Source organism: Winogradskyella psychrotolerans (genome assembly GCF_018860545.1).
In the GTDB taxonomy this organism is placed as follows: domain Bacteria; phylum Bacteroidota; class Bacteroidia; order Flavobacteriales; family Flavobacteriaceae; genus Winogradskyella; species Winogradskyella psychrotolerans_A.
Window position 1 is genome coordinate 68,778 of record NZ_JAHKPN010000018.1, and the last position, 21,836, is coordinate 90,613.

The following is a 21,836-nucleotide window of genomic DNA, read 5'->3' on the forward strand; positions in this document are numbered from 1 at the left end:
TATTTTATATTGAAATATAAAGGAAATAGAACTGCGAAGCACATCACGAACACCTATTTATGCTATAGAATAGATGTGAGTAAACTAATTCAATCGATTATTTTGAAGTTTATCAGGTATTCTACCAATGTCTAACTGTTTAATAATCAAATTTTATGCTTAATAAAGCAATCAAATTTCTCATCGAGAATAAACTCGTTGCAGTACTACTTCTCGTCCTTTTCGTAGGATGGGGAACAGTAAATGCACCTTTTAATTGGGATACAGGATTTTTACCAAGTAACCCAGTTGCTGTAGATGCCATTCCAGATATAGGTGAAAACCAACAAATAGTATTTACTAAATGGGATGGTCGCTCACCACAAGATATAGAAGACCAAATCACCTATCCACTCACAACATCTTTACTCGGTATTCCAGGTGTAAAAACCATTCGTAGTTCCTCTATGTTCGGCTTTTCAAGTATCTATATCATTTTTGAAGAAGACATCGAATTTTACTGGAGTAGAAGTCGTATTCTCGAAAAACTTAATTCCTTACCAAGTGGTTTATTACCCGAAGGTGTTAATCCTGCATTGGGTCCAGATGCTACAGGATTAGGACAAATATTTTGGTACACGCTTGAAGGTCGTGACGACAACGGAAATGTAACTGGTGGTTGGGATTTGCAAGAGTTACGCAGTATTCAGGATTACTATGTAAAGTATGCGTTGTCCTCTGCAAGTGGTGTTTCAGAGGTTGCTTCTATTGGTGGCTATGTTCAGGAATATCAAGTGGACGTGAATCCAGAATTGATGCGTCAATACGACATTGGTTTAAACCAAGTTGTAAAAGCAGTTAAGGAAAGCAATAAAGACATTGGTGCACAAACATTGGAAATTAACCAAGCCGAATATTTAGTTCGTGGTTTGGGTTATGTGAAATCCATTTCAGACATCGAAAATGCAGTAGTCACTTCAGGAGATTATACTTCAATTAGGATAAAGGATATTGGTAAAGTTTCATTAGGTCCTGCAACAAGACGTGGATTATTAGATAAAGAAGGTGCAGAGGTTGTTGGTGCTGTTGTGGTGGCTCGTTATGGCGCAAACCCAATGGAAGTCATCAATAACGTAAAGGAAAAAATTAATGAATTAAGTGCAGGATTACCTTCAAAAGTATTATCGGATGGTAGAACCTCACAAGTAACCATAGTGCCTTTTTACGATAGAACAGAATTGATACAAGAAACATTAGGCACACTTAACGAAGCCTTAACTCTTGAAATATTGATTACCATTTTAGTAATAATTATTATGGTGTTTAATCTTCGAGCTTCCGTACTAATTTCTGGACTATTACCAGTAGCAGTTTTAATGGTATTTATTGCAATGAAACTCTTTGGTGTAGATGCCAACATTGTTGCTTTATCAGGTATTGCTATTGCTATCGGAACAATGGTCGATGTTGGTGTCATACTATCAGAAAATATTATTCGGCATTTAGATGAAGATGATGGAACTCAATCCATTAATACGGTAGTTTATAACGCAACAGCTGAAGTGTCTGGTGCAATCGTAACCGCAGTAATGACTACGATTATCAGTTTCATTCCTGTATTTACTATGATTGGAGCGGAAGGAAAACTATTCAGACCATTAGCCTTCACAAAGACTTTTGCACTAACAGCTTCTATAATCGTGGCGTTATTTTTAATTCCACCGTTTGCTGCATTTTTATTCAGAAAGAAAAACATTAAAAACATTTTTAAATATGTTTTAAATGGTGTCTTAATAGCATTAGGAATCGCTGCCATAATTTATGGGTATTGGTTAGGATTGATTTTGATAGCGTTTGGAATTACAGCACTTCTCAATCTTCAAAATAAGATAACAGAGAAACAAGCTAATCTTATCAATATTATTATTTCCGTATCAGCTATTGTGTTCTTGTTAGCCGAATACTGGAGACCATTAGGCGTTGATAAAAGCATTTTTTGGAATCTCATTTTTGTTAGTGTTATTTGCTTTTGTTTATTAGGTATTTTCTCATTATTTATAAAATACTACACACGTATTTTAAGGTGGTGTTTAGATAACAAACTATTGTTTTTATCTGTTCCAACTGCTATTGTCATCGCAGGATTTTTCATTATGAAAAATACAGGCAAAGAGTTTATGCCCTCATTAAATGAAGGCTCATTTCTACTAATGCCAACCTCGATGCCTCATTCTGGCGTAGAAGAAAATAAAAGGGTTTTACAACAATTGGATATGGCTGTCGCCAGTATTCCAGAGATTGAAACCGTAGTTGGTAAAGCAGGTCGTACAGAATCAGCTTTAGACCCAGCACCACTATCAATGTACGAGAATATGATTCAGTACAAACCAGAATATATGCTGAATGATTATGGTCAACGCCAACGTTACAAAGTCAATGATGATGGTGAGTATGTGTTAAAAAACGGAATGTCATTGCGAGCGGAACAGAGTGAAGCGTGGCAATCTCTTAATGCAAAAGAACAACTCATTCCCGACGATGATGGCGAATTCTACCGTAATTGGCGACCAGAAATACAATCACCAGACGATATTTGGAATGAAATTGTAAAAGTTACCAAATTGCCAGGTGTTACATCTGCACCAAAACTACAACCTATTGAAACCCGATTGGTAATGCTTCAAACAGGAATGCGAGCACCAATGGGAATTAAAGTAAAAGGTCAAGACTTAAAGCAGATTGAAGCGTTTGGTGTGCAATTAGAAAACATCATCAAGGACGCAGAAGGTGTTAAAAAAGAAGCTGTTTTTGCAGACCGTATTGTTGGTAAACCCTATTTGTTAATTGATATTGATAGAGAGAAAATTGCACGTTATGGCATTTCGATACAAGATGTTCAAGATGTATTAAAAGTAGCAGTTGGTGGTATGGTATTAACTCAAACGGTTGAGGGTCGAGAGCGATATGGTGTTCGAATACGATACCCAAGAGAATTACGTGCAAACCCAACCGACTTACAACAGATTTATGTGCCAGTTGAAAAAGGCAGTCCTGTGCCATTAAGCGAATTGGCAACAATAAAATATGAACAAGGTCCACAAGTAATTAAAAGTGAAGATACCTTTTTAGTTGGCTATGTCTTATTTGATAAAATGGATGGTTTTGCAGAAGTAAGTGTTGTAGAAAATGCACAAGCCTTAATTCAAGAAAAGATAGATTCTGGAGAATTGATAGTTCCAAAAGGAATCAACTATACATTCACAGGAACGTATGAAAATCAGTTACGAGCAGAAAAAACTTTGTCGGTTGTTGTACCGTTAGCATTGGCCATCATTTTCTTAATTCTGTATTTCCAGTTCCGTTCTGTAGGGACATCACTAATGGTATTCACAGGTATTGCAGTAGCGTTTGCAGGTGGTTTTATAATGATTTGGCTCTATGGTCAAGGTTGGTTTTTAAACTTCAATTTCTTTGGTGAAAACCTACGCGATTTATTCCAAATGCACCCAATCAACTTAAGTGTAGCGGTTTGGGTTGGGTTTATTGCACTCTTTGGTATTGCAACCGATGATGGTGTGGTTATGGCAACTTACTTAACCCAAACATTCGATAGAAATACACCAGAGAATAAAAAGGAAATTAGAGCATCCATAGTGGAAGCAGGAGAAAAACGAATCAGACCCTGTTTAATGACTACAGCTACAACAATTTTGGCATTATTACCAGTATTAACCTCTACAGGACGAGGAAGCGATATAATGATACCAATGGCAATACCAAGTTTTGGTGGAATGCTTATAGCCTTAATAACCTTATTTGTTGTTCCAGTATTATATAGCTGGAAAGCCGAATTTCAACTTAAAAGAACTGTAAAATGAAACAGATAAAATCACACATAAAAACAGTCTTTATTCTTTGTTCGTTATTCTTGAGTCTCTTTGTAAATGCACAGCAATTAGAAACGTTAATCAATGAAGCAGTAGCGAACAACCCAGAGATTCAAAAGTTTGAGTTACAATACAAAAGAGCTTCTGAAAAAGTAAACGAAGTCAATACCATTCCTAATACCGAATTTGGTGTTGGTTACTTTGTAAGTGAACCAGAAACACGAACAGGAGCACAACGCTTTAAAGTATCTGCTAAACAAATGTTACCGTGGTTCGGAACCATTACATCAAGAGAAAACTATGTGAGTTCATTGGCAGATGCTAAATACGAGGACATTGTTATCGCAAAGCGAAAACTAATGGCTTCGGTATCTCAATCCTATTATAATCTATACGCCAACAAAGCAAAGCAAGAGGTCTTAACTGAAAATATTAAACTATTAGAAACTTATGAGACGTTGGCATTAACTTCTGTTGAGGTTGGTAAAGCATCCGCAGTAGATGTGTTGCGATTGCAAATGCGCCAAAACGAAATGCAACAATTAAAAGATGTGTTAAGTCAACAATTTTTAGCAGAACAAACTAACTTCAATAATCTATTGAATCGAGAAAATGATGTTGAGGTCAATGTGGTAGATAGTCTAATGATACCTTCAGAAGATTTTGAAATCACTACTGAAAATTTAGCATTACATCCCGAATTGTTGAAGTATGATAAACTCTATCAATCCATAGAACAATCCGAATTATTAAATCAAAAAGAAAGCAGTCCAATGATTGGTTTTGGATTAGATTATATCAATGTTGCTGAAAGACCAAATATGGATTTCAGCGATAACGGAAAGGATATTGTAATGCCAATGGTTTCGGTATCTATCCCAATTTTCAATAAGAAATATAAATCACAGACCAAACAAAATGATTTGCAACAGCAGGAAATTACGGTCCAAAAACAGGAACGTTTAAATGCATTGGAAACGCTTTTAGACAAAGCAAATAATGAACGCATTTCTGCAAGAATAAGTTATGCTACTCAAACAAAAAACCTACAGCAAGCTAAAGATGCAGAAGATATTTTAATCAAAAGCTATGAAACAGGAACGATTGATTTTAATGATGTTTTGGATATTCAAGAACTACAACTAAAGTTTCAAATGAACCAAATAGAATCAATTAGAACTTATTATGTTCAATCAACGATTATTAATTATTTAACACAGCAATAATGAAACACACATATAAGATTGCGGGAATGACTTGCAATAACTGTAAGGCTTCCGTCGAGAAATATTTGAGTAAAATAGACCACGTATCAGAGGTGTCTGTTAATCTTGAAAAAGGTGAGGCAGAAGTGAAAATGAATAAACATATTTCAACTGATATACTACAAAAAGCATTACCAGAAAAGTATACTTTATCTGAAAAGAAAGAGAAGAATGTGTTTGCATCTTCAAGTATGTCGGCAATGCCTATGGAAGAAGAAAAAAGCAAATTACAACAGCTAAAACCTTTATTGCTTATCATTTTTTATATAGCAACTGCAAGTGTATTATTACATTATAAAAATTGGACTTGGAGCGCTTTTATGCTCGACTTTATGGGGTTATTTTACATCGTGTTTAGTTTTTTCAAGATGTTAGATTTAAAAGGCTTTCCTGAATCCTTCCGTATGTACGACCCTTTAGCTAAACGTGTCCCTTTTTATGGGAAAGTTTATCCTTTTATTGAAACAGCTTTAGGACTGATGTTTTTAATGCGGTTTGAAATCAATATAGCCTTAATAATTACACTAATAGTATTAGGGATAACAACTATTGGAGTAACAAAAACATTATTGGACAAAAAATCAATTCGATGTGCGTGTTTGGGTACTGCTTTAAAATTACCTATGACTGAAGCCACATTTATAGAGAATGCAATTATGATTGTTATGGCAAGTTTAATGTTAATCTTTTAAAATCAAAAATTATGGAAAATTCAAAAAAACACTCAAACAAAGGAAACTACAAAACCTTCTTTATAATGCTGGCTTGCTCATTTGTAGCAATGTACATCACAATGTATTTAAACACCTATTCCATAGACCACGTATGGTTTAGTTTAACACGATTCTATATGACGTGTTTAGGAATTTCAACAATGGCAGTAATAATGTGGTTTTTTATGCGAAAAATGTATAACGACAAAAAGAAGAATATCGCCATACTCGCAGGTAGTTTTATTCTGTTTGTAGGTGCATTAGGGTTGGTGAGAACACAAGCACCAATTATTGGTGATGTCCTTTGGATGAAAGCAATGATACCACATCATTCTATCGCTATTTTAACAAGTGAAAGAGCAGATATTCAAGACCCAGAAGTTAAGAAATTAGCAGAAGACATTATAAAAGCACAACGTAAAGAAATAAAAGAAATGAAAGCAATGATAAAACGATTAGAGAATGAAAAATAATAAAATAGTCATATATATTGGCATACTCGTAGTAGGTGTGTTATTGGGTTGGTTGCTTTTTGGTGGCTCATCAAAAGAAGGAACAGACCATAATCACGATGCGGTTGCAGCAACCAATCAAATGTGGACGTGTTCTATGCATCCACAAATTATGCAACCAGAACCAGGCGATTGTCCTATTTGTGGTATGGATTTAATTCCTGCTGATGGTGGAAGTGATGGTTTATTAGCAGACCAATTCAAATTGACCGAAAATGCTATGGCTTTAGCTAATATTCAAACATCTATTGTTGGTAAAGGCAATGTTGAAGGCAATACTATCAAATTATCCGGTAAAATTGCTGAAAACGAAGAAGCCAATGCAGTACAGGTAAGTTATTTCGCTGGAAGAATTGAACGTTTGAATGTGAGTTTTACAGGCGAAGAAGTTCGTAAAGGTCAATTATTGGCAACCATTTATTCACCCGAATTGTATGCAGCACAACAAGAATTAATTACAGCAGCATCTTTAAAAGAATCACAACCTGCTTTATACAAAGCAGTCCGTAATAAACTGAAGTTATGGAAGCTCTCTGAAAATCAAATCAATCAGATTGAAGAAACAGGAAAAGTGAAAGAAAATTTTCCTGTTTATGCAACCTTTTCGGGTACTGTTACAGAAAAATTGGTAGAGCAAGGCGATTACATTAAACAAGGTCAACGCTTATTAAAAATTGCCAATCTCAACACCGTTTGGGGAAATTTTGATGTGTATGAAAATCAGATTGACCGCTTTAAAAAAGGACAGGAAGTGATGATAACAACCAATGCTTATCCTAATAAAGAGTTTAAAGGTAAAGTAGATTTTATAGACCCAGTTTTAAACAACAAAACAAGAACTGTAACCTTACGTGTTGTTTTAAGCAATAAGGACGATGTATTTAAACCAGGAATGTTTGTAACAGCAAACATTGAAGGCAGTACAGCTAAAAATGAAGACCTATTGACAATTCCTACATCTTCTGTGTTATGGACAGGTGAACGTTCTGTGGTGTACCTCAAAACAAATCCAGACCAACCTATTTTTGAAATGGTTGAAATTAAATTAGGCAATCAAATTGGTAATGAATATGAAGTTGTAGAAGGTATATTTGCTGGAAATGAAATAGTGACTAACGGAACATTTACGGTTGATGCAGCTGCACAATTACAAGGCAAAAAGTCTATGATGAATAAAGAAGGTGGTAAAGTAATGACGGGACACGAAGGTCATTTAGGTATGGATAACAATGCATCTAACAAAGAAAGTGACCACACTAATATGAATGAGCGTTTGAAAGTGTCAGCGAAATTTCAAGAGCAGTTAAAAGCTGTTTTCAATGCGTATATCAATTTAAAAGATGCTTTAGTAAAAGAAGATTCAAAAAGTACTTCAGCAAACGCAACAACTTTATTAAATAAATTGAACAAAGTAGATATGAAATTGTTGTCAGATAATAAGGCGCATAACCATTGGATGTCATTAGAAGGCGAAATAAAATCTTCTGCAACCTCAATTTCTGAAACATCCGATATAAAATCACAAAGAGACCATTTTAAACATTTATCATCACATCTAATCAATGCTGTTCAACTATTTGGTGTCAATGAAAAGGTCTATGTAGAATTTTGTCCAATGTCAGATAACAACAATGGTGCATATTGGTTGAGTAAAGAAGAAAAAGTAATCAATCCATACTTTGGCGAAGCAATGCTAACCTGTGGTGAAGTAAAACAAGTAATAGAATAAAAAATCAAGTAATAACAATTAAATTTGAAACAATGAAGAGATTAATTTTAAGTGTAGCTGTAATAGCAGCATTAGGTTTTACAAGTTGTAAAAACGAAACCAAAAAAGAAACAGAAACCACAACTACTGAAATGTCAAAAGATATGGCAATCACAGACCTGTCTTTTGGTGTAAGAGGAAATTGCGGAATGTGTAAAAACACTATCGAAAAAGCAGCTAACGGTGTTGAAGGTGTAGCAAGTGCTAATTGGGATGTCGATAAAAAGAAAATAGACGTTTCTTTTGATGATAGCAAAACCGATGCAATGGCAATCCATAAAGCAATAGCAACTTCAGGCTATGATACCGAAAAAGTAGCAAGTAATGAAGAAGCATATAATGGTTTACCAAGTTGTTGTAAATACGACCACGAAATGATAATGAATCAATCTGGTGAAGAAGAAAGTGATGACCATTCAAATCACGACCATTAAACAAAAATGAAAGAGTCTTTTTCGGAAGGCTCTTTTTTTATTCCCCACAACCCAAAACCCAGTTTTTTCGTACCTCAAAATCCTCTGTCTTTTGTGTTGTTCCGCACGCCAATACATAATTGGTTTTATGTCATAATACTTGTAGCCAGCGCTATAATAGCACATTTCTTTTTTTATTTAAAAGTATCCATTTTAATAAATTGGTACAATAAAAAAGCAAAGAGCTATTGCCAACGCTCAAAACAACTATTCCGCCACAAAACCAATCCCAAGCTATGTTACATAATAGAAGTTATAGGAGCAAAAATCCTTTCAATGGTTGCCTACGGCGTTTTATTATATTTTCGTCGCTATAACTGCTATTATGTAAAATATCCACTCACCATCCGCACAAATCGGAACTAAAATTAAACTGTGGATATTCACGAGTACATTAATTTAAAATAAAAATGAAACGAGCTAAATATCCGCTATTCCAACGCTCACATCCGAACTTCTAACTACATTTTCAACAAACATTAAACAGTCGAACATTCAAAGGGTAACGTTAATTTATTATAATATTCGTTATCTCATTCAACTGCACAAAACCATCGTTAAGTCCAAGTATTCCTTACCTCAAGTCTTTGTTTGTTTCATTTCACTAACAAATATTAAAGTCCACTTTTCCCCACCACCCAAGAAATAGGATATAAAAAAATAGGTTTACAATATTTTGTAGTACGGCATAGCACATTACTTTTTATCGTGCCTCAAAAAAGCAATAAGCTATTGTCTAAAAGTCCTGTATAAGTAGCTTGTTTAAATGCTGTTTTATCAAACAACTATTTAAAACGCTACATATACAAACGCTTAATCCAACGCTCAAATACGAACTAAACCTATTTTTTTAAGTGTTAATTCCCCAGAAAAGTTAAAAGTAAATTGAATCAAGTTTAAACCGATTTGAAATATTAAAATAAAAAAAGATGGCAAATATATGTGGCTACCTCTGCCAACCGCACAAGGCTATAAAGGTCAAGCCCTACGGGTTTTGAATAAAACTTTTTTCAATACCCTTTTTCTTTTGATTTAGACATTCAACTCAAAAAACTTTTATCCAAAAACCTTGACAGCCTTACCCACGCCACAACAACTATGGCTATCTTTTTTCTTTTCAAAAAAATAATGGCGCGAAGCGTAGCGAAGCAATTTTAAATTGGATAGCTATGTCAACTTTTGAACTAAAAACACACCAAATCGGAAGAACCTACTCGAACCCTCATTTTTTCATTCTAAATAAAGGTCTAAACAGCGGAAAACCACTCTTAAAATCCTGTGCTAACTGTTTCGTTGTCACTACTACAACAGAAGAGGTAAAACACACACTTTTTCACTTATCTATGATGTTGCAAATAGGCGGTTTTTACGCTTACTATTTAAAAGGTAGTGTTATTCCGTTTATTTCAATAGATGATTGTAGGAACACTTTGAAAAACAGCTACAGCTCATTGTTTTATGATGCAATTCAGTTGCAAAAACATATTAATATTGTGTCAGCAATTAATAAAAAGGAAAAGGAGCTTCATAAAATCATTTCAAAAATGGCAGATTTGAAAGTATCATATATCCAAAGTTTATTTTCTAAAATGCAAAAAGAAGCAATCTAAAGCAACAAAATCCATATCAAAAGAATAGCATAAAACTTGCCATATATTTCAGCGGAAGGTACAACTTCGTGTTAAGTCCGTACCAAGTCCGAAGAAAATTATGTTTCATTTAAATTATTTATGTTATGGGTAAAATTGCTCAAGGTATTTTAGGAGGTCTTTCAGGTAAGGTTGGTAACGTTATCGGTGGAAGCTGGAAAGGAATTGATTACATTAGAATTAAACCTTCAAGTGTAGCCAATCCAAGAACTGTTGGTCAAGTAAACCAAAGAACCAAGTTTACTGCCACTTTAGAATTTTTACAGGCTGTAAAGCCTTTTATTAAGTTAGGATATAAAGGGTTAGCTGTTAAGAAAACAGAATTTAATGCTGCAATGTCGTATGTATTGAATAATGCTATTACAGGTACTGAACCTAACTTTGTTGTTGACTATCCGAACGCTTTAGTAAGTCGAGGAGGTTTATCTGGTGTGCTAAACCCAACGACTGATTTAGCAACTGCTGGAGAAGTAACGTTTGGTTGGGATGATAACTCTGCTGAAGGTAACGCAAATGCTACTGACAAGGCGATGTTATTGGTTTACAATCCTTCAAAAAAGGAATCCATTTCTTTACTTGATGGAGCAGACAGAACAGTAGGTTCTCAAATTATTCCAATCCCAACAACTTATGCAGGAGATACAGTAGAGCTATTTATGGCTTTTATTTCTGCTGATGGTAGTCAAGTATCAAACAGTATTTATTTAGGCTCTGGTACAGCTAATTAATGCTTGGTGTTTTTATTTGGAAACCGCTCTAATCGAGCGGTTTTTTTTATGCTATATTTGTTGCTCTATTTATTAATAGTTGTTACTAATCTTCTCTTATTATCCATTTTTTGTATGCTATTTGTTGCCCAAATACAATAGTACTAATGAATACAAGGGTAGTTAAATATTGTATCGGGAAGTAAAACGTCATCGCAAAATTCTTAGATATAAATTATATAATTTAATTTTTAAAAATCTTGTATTGCATTTAATGTGATATATGGCTTGAGCTAATATTTCAAATTTAATCTTAAGTTAACCTGTTTGTAAAATAGGTGAATAGGTATTTCATAATGTGTTCTTCAAATTTTAGTTACATTTAGCCTTAAAAAAAGGCTAAGGTTTAATGCATAAAAAATTACATCTATACATCAAATGTATTGCTTTACTGATCGCGATACGTAGTTATTCTCAAGTTGACACACCTCAAACTATAGATAGCCAGATAGATAAGGGAATAGCGTTAATGTTTCAAAAAGAACATTCTCAGTCTATTGAACTATTGATTACTACAGAAGCCATAGCCAAAAAAAATCAATGGTATGAACAAGTTTTTAGGTCCACATTAAATATAGGGTCTAATTATTATTTCCTTTCAGATTATGGTGAGGCGGTTTTATATTACTTACAAGCCTATGAAATAGCTATTGAACATTTAGATTCGCGTCAGGAAATGACGGTGCTTAATAATATAGGTATTCTTTATTTTCAAGAAGAAGATTTATTACAGGCAAAGGATTATTTCTTTAAAGCGTACCAAAAGGCAAAATTATTAAGAGATGAGGTCAAAGTGGGCTATTACGGGGTGAATTTAGCATTGGTCTCTAATAAAATGAAAGCGCCTGATTCTGCTCAAATTTATATTAATGAGGCCTTACCTTTATTGAAGAATGAACCTAATGTTTTAGTCACAGGAAAGATGGCGCAGTCTGAAATGTTTCTCTTAAAAAAACAATATGCCAAATCTGAAGACATTGCTCTCAATTTATTACCCAAGTTTCAAGATGTCTCACAAGTAGAAAATAAAGTTTTCATTTTATTGGTTTTAGCACAAATTAATGAAGATCAAAACCGTTTAGATAAAGCGCTGTATTATGGTATTAAAGCTCGAAATACGCAAGCAGGTATTGAGAATAGAGAAGAAGTCTATAGCTATTTGTCTAATTTATATGGTAAAAAGGGACAACTTGAAAAGGCTCTAGTGTATAAAGATTCTGTAATTATTGCTTCAGACTCGCTAGCCGATATCAGAAATAGTAAACTGTTTGAAACTGAAAAAGTGAAGTTTCAAATTCAAAATTACCAACATGAACTTTCTGAAAGTAAAGAAGTCTTAAAACAAGAGCGACGCTTCTTTTATAGTATTATCGGAATCACATTACTCAGTATGGGCTTTATTTTATGGATTGTTAGAAGTAATTCTATAAAACATAAACAACGGAAAACCATTGTAGAATTAGAGTTAGCTAAAGAGAAAAGCGATTATTTGCTGATTCAAAAACAATTGCATGAGCAAGAAACTTTAGCACTATTAGAGCAAGAACGTTTTAAAAACGAATTAGAAGTTAAAAATAGAAAGCTTACCGCTAAAGCTTTGTATTTGTCTAGTAAGAATGATTTAATTGAAGAAGTACTACAATCGCTATCTCAGAATACAGAGATAGCGGAAAATCCTGAATTAAAAAAACAGATACGGGAGTTAAAGAATCACCTTAAAACAGATACCCAATGGGATAGTTTTTTTACGCACTTTGAAGAAATTAATCAAGGGTTTTTAGATAGGCTGAGATATAAACATGATAAACTAACGCCAAGTGATATTCGGTATATCACTTATTTATATATGAATTTATCAAATAAAGAAATTGCATCGCTTTTAAACATAACACCACAATCATGTAGGAAGCGTAAAGAGCGACTTGCCAGTAAGTTAAATATTCCCAACAACACTACACTTCATAATTATTTATCTACGATTTAATTTTTGTGTCACGCTAAAAGAACAGTAGTGTCACGGAATGTCACGCTTAAAATAAGGCGTTAACGATATCGTGTATCTATATTTATCATCCTAATCTTAAAATATGTTACGATGAAAAAACAAATTACTTTATTACTCTTTTTCTTAAGCGTTATCATTTCAACTAAAGCCACTGCGCAAATTGAATTTGAAGGAGCAAAAGCTTATGGACAATTATTTGATGTTACGTATAGTAAAACACAAGAGAATGTCATTTATGCTCATACCTTGACGAATCATGTTGTAACGTCTGTGGATGGTGGTGACACTTGGGATATTTTATATTCAGATCCTTTAGATAATTATGCCACTATAAAAGATTTAAAATTAATTAATGATGGAGCTGCTCTAAGTTTTAATATTAAAGCAGAAGGTACTGATTATAATAAAATAGTAATATTCGATTTAGCTACAACTTCGATTACACAGACCTTTTCTCCACCGAACTCTTTTGAATTTGATATTTTAATAGAGTCTTATGATATTTCGGATGCTAACAATGATGTGGTGTTAATGCATACGACCTATTTTTTTGCAGGTGCTTACACTCACGAGGTGTTTTATACCTCTAATGGTGGTTTAAATTGGAACGTTGTTTACTATAGTCCTATAAATGATCATGTGGTTGTAAACAATGTAAGTATTTCTCCGAGTGACGATAACAAGCTATTTCTTATGCGAGGTGGTTCTACAACTAGAGAGTTAGGGGGAGTTTTCGTTTCTCTAGATGCTGGACTTACTTGGGAAAATAAAATACCAGGAAATACTTACAGTCCCATAGCTTTTAATCCGAATAATTCTGATGATATATTTGTAGGAACATTCTACGGTTACGACACTCATGTAGAAAATTTATACCGTTCATTAGATGGAGGAGACACCTGGGCTATTGTGCCAATTACTTGGACATCTATGTCTACTAATAGTATTCATGATATTCAATTTAACCCTACTAATACTGATGAAATTATAGTGTTAGAAGAAAATGAAATAGTGGTATCTTCAGATAATGGAACCACTTGGGAAAACCATGTTTATACTGATATAGATACAGAAGCCTATTACTATGGTTTAACGGCATCATACAATCCTTTTACGGCTGATGAAATTTTAATTTCTGCTAATTTTTACCCGTTTTTAACTACAGATGGAGGGCAAACACTTAGCAAGTTAGAAAATCCTTTTTTTAATTCTACAGGAACAGTTGCGGCATTTTCTTCTGCTGGAGATAACCATGTATATTATGGATTGCGAAACGGTTTCATACATAAAGATTTGCAGACTAATATAGAGGACGAGATTTTTCTACAATCTTTAAATCAAGGTTTTGGATCTCCAACGGGAGTATTTGCAGATCCAGTGGTAAGTGGTCGTGTTTTTACAAACGTTAGAGGGTTCAATACATCTTATGTTACTGTTAGTTCAGAATATGGTTTGAATGCAGAGATTATTGCTAGTTCTTCATCTTTTTTAATTATAGAAGATGTTTCTAATTCTATTGCTAACCCAAATATTAGTTGGGTTTCTACAGGTTTAGGTTTAAGTAAGGTAGATTTAACTGATATGAACAACATTATTTATGAGACTATAGCGGTTCCTGAGCCAGAATTAGATCAGGTTGTTAAAGCAGTACAAGTAGATAGTGAAAATGAAACTACCATTTTTATTGCTAAAGGGATTAATTTTTATAAATCCGTTGACGATGGTGCCACTTGGATCACAAGTAATAATGGTTTAGAATCATTAGCAATTGATGCGCATTTAATATTAGATATTGATCAGAATCCATTTAATGCTAATCAATTAGTATTGGCGACAACTAACGGTGTCTATTTATCTGAAAATAAAGGGGATACTTGGGTTTCTGTTTCTTTGGAATTTACTGATAAAATAGCTTTTTCATCATTTAATGAAAATGCAATTGTAGCCGTTACACATTACTCTGATGGATATGAAGTTCCATTGCCAATTGCAAAGGCAAAAATTATTATAAGTAATGATTTAGGAGACACTTGGAACGAAATATCGCCTGAAACGTTAAACTATCCATTTACATATACTTCTGCATTTCTTTTTGCTGAAGATGAAGTTAGTGTTTATTTAGGTACTCAAGATTTAGGTTTAATAAAATATGATATTGATATATCAACACTATCAGTTAGTTCAGAGTTACCTTTTAATAACACTATTAAATTTTATCCTAATCCAACCCAAAATAGTTTTCTAGTGGTAGGTGATGATTCTATTAAAGCTATTAGTATATACTCAATTTCCGGACAAGAAGTTAAGAGCGTCAAGAATCTAAGCTCAGAAATTAATGTAAGTGATTTAGCGGCTGGTGTTTATTTGGTAAAAGTACAAACTGCAAACAGTACAATTACTAAGCGCCTAATAAAGTCTAATTAGTATTACAGATTTTTCAATATGATTTATAGTGCAATAGTTCTAATTTAATTTAGAATTGAAATCTAATGAAAGCCCATTTTACGTAATGTAAAGTGGGCTTCTTGTTTTTATAAGGTCATCTCGGTAAAGGGTATGTATTGCTTTAATACAGAACTTCTTTTTCAGATAGCAATATTAAAAACGGGCTATTTGTGGGTCAGCCATTCAACTGACCACTTTCATAACATAAACATAACGCAACTTGGATGCTATACTAGGTTTTTTGTTTAAATTTGCAACTAAGTTGCATTAATGATTATTGTTATATTGGTATAATGAAAATCGAACGAATTTGAAATTGTATTACACGTGCTTTGTCTCATGCATTGTGTTGTTACTTTTTGCCATTTGCAGAATAAAATGGCTCGATTTTTAGCGTATATTAAAATATCGTGATATTAAAGCATCAGTGATTGTAAGAGGCCATTGAATTTTGAATAAGAATACTGTAAAGTATTTATTTAAATGATTAGAAAAAGGAACTTATAGATTAAGTATTAGACCACATCAAAATGAACAGAAGAAATTTTTTTAAGAAAGGGTCCTTAGTGGCATTGGGAACAACATTATTACATCCCTTTAGTAGTCTCGCTAGTGAAGTTGGTTATGACATGACTGACTATAATAAAAAAGCAAAGAACATAATTGTTATTGTTAGTGATGGTATGAGTATTGGAACTTTAAATATGGCCGATTTATATCTCTCGAGAAAAACTGGAACAGGTTCTAATTGGTTAGACTTATATAAGAAAAATAAAGTTAGCAGAGCACTTATGGACATGGCATCGGCAAGTTCAATTGTTACCGATTCTGCTGCTGCAAGTTCATCTTGGGGAGGTGGTGTTAGAATTAAAAATGGAGGTTTAAATGTAGGTGAAAGTGGAGAGGTGTACTTGCCTATTTGGCAGAAATTCAAGATGTCAGGGAAAAAAGCAGGTTGTGTCACTTCAGTTCCTATTACGCACGCTACTCCTGCGGGATTTTGTGTCAATTCCAAATCGAGAAATGCCCAAGAGGAGATTGCAGAAAAGTATTTGGAACTTAAGTTTGATGTGATGATGGGTGGAGGTGATGATTACTTTTCTTCAGATAAAAGAAAAGATAAAAAAGACATGTATCAAGAATTTACATCAAAAGGGTATCAAGTGGTTCATACCAGACATGATATGATGTCTTCAGAAACCGATAAGCCTATTTTAGGAGTTTTTGATGATGGAGGGCTTCCTTATGCTTTAGATAGACAAAATAGTAAGGAGTTGGTTCAAAACATACCAACACTCGCGGAAATGACTCAAAAAGCGATTGACGTCATGAAAGATCATTCCAAAGGTTTTGTGTTACAAGTGGAAGCTGGAAAAGTCGATTGGGCAGCCCACGGTAATGATATTGCAGGATTAATTCACGATCAAATTGATCATGATGAAGCTATTCAAGTCGCTATGGATTTTGCGGAACAGGATGGTGAAACTTTAGTGATTATAACCACGGATCATGGGAATGCCAATCCTGGAGTTATCTACGGTTCGGATGCTAATGATAATTTTGATTCCATTCAAAACTATAAACATACTAACGAGTGGATTTTAAATGGTATTGGTAAAGAGACTTCCATCTCGCAAATAAAAGAAAGAATAAACTATGCCAACAATATTGCATTAACCAACGAAGAATGTCAACAGTTGTTAGATTATTATAAAGACATACCGACTGCTAAAGGTCTTTATAATCCAAGGCATCTTCCTTTTAATCTTTTAGCCCAAATGCAGAAACCCCATAATTCAGTGGGCTGGATTAGCATGCAACACTCTGCAGATTATGTAGAATTAGCTATGTATGGTCCGGGAAGTCACCTCTTAAAACCGTTCATAAAGAATACAGATTTACACTATTTAATGCTTGAAGCTGCTGAAATACAGAACACTTTTTAATAAAAATGTTATGTTGTAACGAATAATAAAGTGTAACGTACTTCGTTTAGATTACGCATAAATTTGACCTTAGTTATTTGTTAACTATTGACTTAAAAAGAATCATTTTATAATAGAAAATAAACTTCATGAACATTTTATATATACATGGATTAAACGGGAGTTTGAGTCCTGAAAAGAGAAGTATCTTGGAACAATACGGAGTTGTTTATGCTCCGTCTATTGATTATGAAAACCAACCAAGCGTAATTTCAAATATATCCGCTGATTTTAGCGCACATGATATTAATGTGGTTATCGGGAGCAGTATGGGAGGTTTTACAGGGTATTACATTTCTAATGGTTATCAATGTCCAGCATTGCTTTTTAATCCAGCCTTAGCAAAACGCTCTGTCTATCAAGAAATACCTGAAATAGATAATAAAAAAAGCATTCTTAAATATATCGTTTTAGGCACAGAAGATGATGTTGTAAATCCGGCGGATACACTTCAGTTCTTAGCAAGTACAATTTCGTATAATCCTGAGTATAATATTCACTTACGGAATGATTTAGCACATCGTATTCCTATACCTATTTTTGAAGATGAGGTGAAGATTTTTTTCAATATGTTATAGTGTATTTACGCTCAATGGATTAGTTTTTATGTGTTTCAATGTGAGTTGAGAGCCGGTGAGATATATTTAAAATTCAAAAATTAAAAAAGTTAGATTTTGAGAAAACACATATCTTTAGGTTTGCTGTATTTAGGTTTGCTGTATTTAGGTTTGTTAGAATTTTGAAGTTAAACATATAGTGTCTTATTTCTTTATAAAAAGGGTGTGAAGAAAATGTTATTGTAGTATGTAAAGTTTTTTTATTTAGGTATTATATAATAATCGCTTAACTTGTGTGGGCTTTAATTGACCTAAATATGAATATCTACCTTTCTTTAGTATTACAATTTTTACTGATATCCTCTAGTGTCCTTATCTTATTTAAATTTAGAAAAACCCTAGGGTTGGCTCCGCTTTATCTTTTTCTGGGGGCCATACAATATTTGCAATCACTTATAGGTTCAAGAGTAAGTATTACAGATATAGATAATATAATTATTTATCCAGGATCAGTAATTGTTTTTAGTTCAATTCTATTTGCGGTTTTATTGATTTATATAAAAGAAGGTGCTCGAAGTGCGAGAACACTCATCTTAGGTATGATTATCTCAAACTTTTTATTGTTAGCGCTCTATAGTTTTTCTTATGATCCGGCACTAACTACACAAGCCAAAAGTGATTTGGAATCTCCATCTTTTTTCGTATTAAATTATAAGTACTTTTCTATAGGTAAAGTTTTACTATTACTAGATTTTATTTGGATGGTGATTATTTATCAATTTTTAATTTCAAAAGTTAAAAAGTGGCCTATCTATATAGTATTATTTGTTTCCTTATCCGTTGTCTTAATATTTGACTCTATTTTATTCAATTTAATCTTTAATTATGGTGCAAACGATTTTAATGCATTATTGTTAGGGCAAATTTTCGGAAAGTCTATTTCAGCTCTAATTTTATCCTTTGTACTATATGCTTATTTGAAGTTTATAGATTCTGATAGTTATAATGCAACTTTTATAGCTAATCAAGATCGAGATGTGTTTTCCATATTACAATACAAAAAAAGGTATTTGGATTTGAAGACAGAAAAACACCAAAGTGAGAAAAAATTAACAACACAATTAGAAACCTCATTAAATAATATTTCGGATGGTTTTATTGCCTTAGATTCAAATTGGTGTTATACGTATGTTAATAAAAAAGCAGCTGGTCTTTTAGGTAAATCTAAAGAAGATTTAATAGGGAATCATATTTGGACCGTATTTCCAGAAGGAAAAGAGCAGTCATTTTATAAAGTTTATAATGAGGCATTTGAAACTCAAAAAACAATTTATTTTGAAGATTATTCTGAACCACTAGATAAATGGTTTGAAAACAGAATATATCCTTCAGAGGAAGGGTTAACTATTTATTTTACAGACATTACCGAAATAAAAAAAGCAGATGCGGATAATCAAATGTTACGATCATTAATAGAAACTAGTGATGAGTTTATAGGTTTAGCAACTTTAGAAGGTAAGCCCCTGTACTTAAATACAAATGGTAGAAAATTAGTAGGGTTAAATACAGATTTAGAAACAGTAGATTCCATCATAGATTTCTTCCCAGCTGTTTACAAAGACAGGATTATAAATGAGCACTTGCCACATGTTTTTAAACATAATAGATGGAGTGGAGAAGTGCATTTACAAAATTTTGAAACTGGAGATTTAATTCCTATTGAAAAATCAGGATTATTAATACGTGATCCGGAAACAAATACGCCAATAGCATTGGGGATTGTAGCTAAAGATATTACGGAACGTAAAGAAGCAGAGGAACAGCTAAAAAATAGTGAACTTTTGTTTAGGAGATTATCTGCTAATGCGCCAGTGGCCATATTCCAATCAGATAAGGACGGTAAGTGTAATTATGTTAATGAGGAATGGTTGAAATATTCTGGACAAACTTATGATGAAGCCTTAGGTTATGGTTGGTCTAATGCCATTCATCCAGAAGATAAAAACATGGTTTTAGAACAATGGCAGAAATCTATTGTATCAAATGAGAGATTATTACAGGATTTTAGATTACTTCATAAAAATGGTGATGTAAGGTGGATTTCGGCTAAGGCTGTAGGTGTTTTTGATTCTAATAAAGAAGTAACCAGCTATATAGGAATACTAAATGATATTACTGATAGAAAAACAGTAGAGGCACAAATTCTGAAAAGTGAAAAATATCTTGAAAATATCATAAATAATATTGCAGATCCTGTATTCGTAAAAGATGAGCAAAGCCATATATTATTGGTTAATGATGCATTTTGCAAGCTTTTAAACATTTCTAAAAAGGATATTTTAGGGAAAACCTTAGCGGAAAATGTATCATTGATTGAGCAAGAGGAATTTTTAAAAATTGATAAACAAGTTATTGCCACTGGAATTGCTAATGTGAATGAGGAAACAATGACTTTTAATAATAATGAAAGTCGTATCATCTCTACAAAAAAGACACGATTTGTAGACAGTGGTGGTGCTATATTTCTAATTGGTGTGATTCGGGATATTACAGAACGCAAGAAAGCCGAAATAGAATTAGAAAACTATAAGAATAATCTTGAAAAATTAGTAGAAACAAGAACGGCCGAATTAGAAAAAGAAAAAGTTAAAGCCCAATCAGCAGATTTAATGAAGTCTGCTTTCTTGGCTACGATGTCGCATGAGTTAAGAACTCCAATGAATTCTATTATTGGTTTTACAGGCATTTTAATTAAAGAATTGGCAGGACCATTAAATGAAGAGCAAAAAAGGCAACTTTCAATGGTTAAAAATAGTGGTGAGCATTTATTAAGCCTTATTAACGATATTTTAGATATATCCAGAATTGAAGCGGGTAAATTAAAAGTAACATACTATCCTTTTGATTATTTGACATCTTTAGAGAAAACCATAGAGTTTTTGCAGCCACAGGCCTCTGCTAAAGGCCTCATCTTGCGAACAGAAATTGCAGAAATGGATATTACTTTAGTCAGCGATGAACGTAGGGTTGAGCAGATATTTTTAAATTTATTATCTAATGCGATAAAATTTTCTAATACCGGAACTATTCGTGTAAAAGTAGAAGTCGTTGATGATTTTGTTATTACGCAGGTTATTGATGAAGGCATTGGTGTACAGAAAAAGGATCTTGTGAGATTATTTATGCCTTTTGTTCAACTTGAAGTAGGACTCAATCGTAACCATGAAGGCACTGGTCTTGGCTTAGCAATTTGCAAAAATTTAATAGAAAAATTAGGCGGAACGTTGCAGGTGTCTAGTGAGTTAGGTGTGGGTAGTAATTTTACGTTTAGGTTGCCTATTAAACATTCAGATAAAATAATTGATTGATACATTTTTAAACTAAACTAAATGTAATATATTTAAGTCTCTAGGATGTTGGTTTTAATTTTTATACCCCAAAAAATATGAGTCCATCGATATTAATAATTGAAGATAATGAACAAAATATGTATATGTTATCTTACCTACTTACAACAAGTAATTATACGGTTTTAAAAGCCTATAATGGAGTTGACGGCTTGCAGTTTGCAAACGATAATCACCCTGAAATCATTTTAATAGATATTCAGCTACCAGATATGGATGGTCATGAAATTTGTGCTAAACTTAGGTATAATGGTCTACCAAAAAACACAGCCATTATAGCTGTAACCTCCTATGCTATGGGTGGTGATAGGGAAAAGGCACTAGAAGCTGGTGCGGATGGTTATATTGAAAAACCGATTGATCCCGATACGTTTGTAAGTCAAATGGAAAAAATATATAAAGATAAACAGTCCACATAGTAGTT

At 33.2% G+C, this 21,836-nt stretch carries 14 protein-coding genes; all 14 read left to right on the forward strand.

Features of this window, described 5'->3' with window-relative positions; translation table 11 throughout:
- Positions 1–155 precede the first annotated feature (155 nt).
- The 14 genes from KO515_RS08520 to KO515_RS08585 all read left to right on the forward strand — a co-directional run bounded on the left by KO515_RS08520 (position 156) and on the right by KO515_RS08585 (position 21,831).
- On the forward strand, positions 156–3,857 hold the full coding sequence (locus KO515_RS08520; RefSeq protein ID WP_215935952.1) for an efflux RND transporter permease subunit: 3,702 nt from the start codon (positions 156–158) through the stop codon (positions 3,855–3,857).
- Complete coding sequence (locus tag KO515_RS08525) at positions 3,854–5,092, forward strand: TolC family protein (protein WP_215935953.1); 1,239 nt, start codon at positions 3,854–3,856, stop codon at positions 5,090–5,092. Before KO515_RS08520 ends, KO515_RS08525 begins: the two co-directional genes overlap by 4 nt.
- A complete protein-coding gene (locus tag KO515_RS08530; protein WP_215935954.1) occupies positions 5,092–5,823 on the forward strand; it encodes a heavy metal translocating P-type ATPase in 732 nt (243 codons plus the stop codon). The genes KO515_RS08525 and KO515_RS08530 overlap by 1 nt, the downstream gene beginning before the upstream one ends.
- Before the next feature lie 11 nt (positions 5,824–5,834).
- Complete coding sequence (locus tag KO515_RS08535) at positions 5,835–6,317, forward strand: DUF305 domain-containing protein (protein WP_215935955.1); 483 nt, start codon at positions 5,835–5,837, stop codon at positions 6,315–6,317.
- The gene (locus KO515_RS08540) at positions 6,307–8,085 is read left to right on the forward strand and encodes an efflux RND transporter periplasmic adaptor subunit (protein WP_215935956.1); all 1,779 of its coding nucleotides are present in this window, start codon (positions 6,307–6,309) and stop codon (positions 8,083–8,085) included. The genes KO515_RS08535 and KO515_RS08540 overlap by 11 nt, the downstream gene beginning before the upstream one ends.
- A gap of 32 nt (positions 8,086–8,117) precedes the next feature.
- The gene (locus KO515_RS08545) at positions 8,118–8,558 is read left to right on the forward strand and encodes a heavy-metal-associated domain-containing protein (protein ID WP_215935957.1); all 441 of its coding nucleotides are present in this window, start codon (positions 8,118–8,120) and stop codon (positions 8,556–8,558) included.
- A gap of 1,208 nt (positions 8,559–9,766) precedes the next feature.
- Positions 9,767–10,207 (forward strand): DUF6943 family protein, encoded by a 441-nt coding sequence (locus KO515_RS08550; RefSeq protein ID WP_179319604.1) that lies wholly within the window; start codon positions 9,767–9,769, stop codon positions 10,205–10,207.
- Between the two features lie 125 nt (positions 10,208–10,332).
- Entirely contained in the window at positions 10,333–10,974 is a 642-nt protein-coding gene (locus tag KO515_RS08555; RefSeq protein WP_013622785.1) for a DUF6266 family protein, read from the forward strand.
- 388 nt (positions 10,975–11,362) lie between these two features.
- A complete protein-coding gene (locus KO515_RS08560; protein ID WP_215935958.1) occupies positions 11,363–12,997 on the forward strand; it encodes a tetratricopeptide repeat protein in 1,635 nt (544 codons plus the stop codon).
- A gap of 111 nt (positions 12,998–13,108) precedes the next feature.
- Positions 13,109–15,442: a VPS10 domain-containing protein gene (locus tag KO515_RS08565; protein WP_215935959.1), complete on the forward strand. Its 2,334-nt coding sequence runs from the start codon at positions 13,109–13,111 to the stop codon at positions 15,440–15,442.
- A gap of 551 nt (positions 15,443–15,993) precedes the next feature.
- Entirely contained in the window at positions 15,994–17,409 is a 1,416-nt protein-coding gene (locus KO515_RS08570; RefSeq protein WP_215935960.1) for an alkaline phosphatase, read from the forward strand.
- A gap of 128 nt (positions 17,410–17,537) precedes the next feature.
- Positions 17,538–18,026 (forward strand): YqiA/YcfP family alpha/beta fold hydrolase, encoded by a 489-nt coding sequence (locus KO515_RS08575; RefSeq protein WP_215935961.1) that lies wholly within the window; start codon positions 17,538–17,540, stop codon positions 18,024–18,026.
- 296 nt (positions 18,027–18,322) lie between these two features.
- Positions 18,323–21,373, forward strand: a complete 3,051-nt coding sequence (locus KO515_RS08580) for a PAS domain S-box protein (protein WP_354668275.1) — start codon at positions 18,323–18,325, stop codon at positions 21,371–21,373.
- A gap of 77 nt (positions 21,374–21,450) precedes the next feature.
- Positions 21,451–21,831, forward strand: coding sequence for a response regulator (locus KO515_RS08585; RefSeq protein ID WP_215935963.1), 381 nt, complete (start codon positions 21,451–21,453; stop codon positions 21,829–21,831).
- Positions 21,832–21,836: the final 5 nt, after the last annotated feature.

Coding starts and splice junctions, on each gene's coding strand:
- KO515_RS08520 (WP_215935952.1), top strand. CDS start 156: ATGCTTAATAAAGCAATCAAATTTCTCATCGAGAATAAACTCGTTGCA.
- KO515_RS08525 (WP_215935953.1), top strand. CDS start 3,854: ATGAAACAGATAAAATCACACATAAAAACAGTCTTTATTCTTTGTTCG.
- KO515_RS08530 (WP_215935954.1), top strand. CDS start 5,092: ATGAAACACACATATAAGATTGCGGGAATGACTTGCAATAACTGTAAG.
- KO515_RS08535 (WP_215935955.1), top strand. CDS start 5,835: ATGGAAAATTCAAAAAAACACTCAAACAAAGGAAACTACAAAACCTTC.
- KO515_RS08540 (WP_215935956.1), top strand. CDS start 6,307: ATGAAAAATAATAAAATAGTCATATATATTGGCATACTCGTAGTAGGT.
- KO515_RS08545 (WP_215935957.1), top strand. CDS start 8,118: ATGAAGAGATTAATTTTAAGTGTAGCTGTAATAGCAGCATTAGGTTTT.
- KO515_RS08550 (WP_179319604.1), top strand. CDS start 9,767: ATGTCAACTTTTGAACTAAAAACACACCAAATCGGAAGAACCTACTCG.
- KO515_RS08555 (WP_013622785.1), top strand. CDS start 10,333: ATGGGTAAAATTGCTCAAGGTATTTTAGGAGGTCTTTCAGGTAAGGTT.
- KO515_RS08560 (WP_215935958.1), top strand. CDS start 11,363: ATGCATAAAAAATTACATCTATACATCAAATGTATTGCTTTACTGATC.
- KO515_RS08565 (WP_215935959.1), top strand. CDS start 13,109: ATGAAAAAACAAATTACTTTATTACTCTTTTTCTTAAGCGTTATCATT.
- KO515_RS08570 (WP_215935960.1), top strand. CDS start 15,994: ATGAACAGAAGAAATTTTTTTAAGAAAGGGTCCTTAGTGGCATTGGGA.
- KO515_RS08575 (WP_215935961.1), top strand. CDS start 17,538: ATGAACATTTTATATATACATGGATTAAACGGGAGTTTGAGTCCTGAA.
- KO515_RS08580 (WP_354668275.1), top strand. CDS start 18,323: ATGAATATCTACCTTTCTTTAGTATTACAATTTTTACTGATATCCTCT.
- KO515_RS08585 (WP_215935963.1), top strand. CDS start 21,451: ATGAGTCCATCGATATTAATAATTGAAGATAATGAACAAAATATGTAT.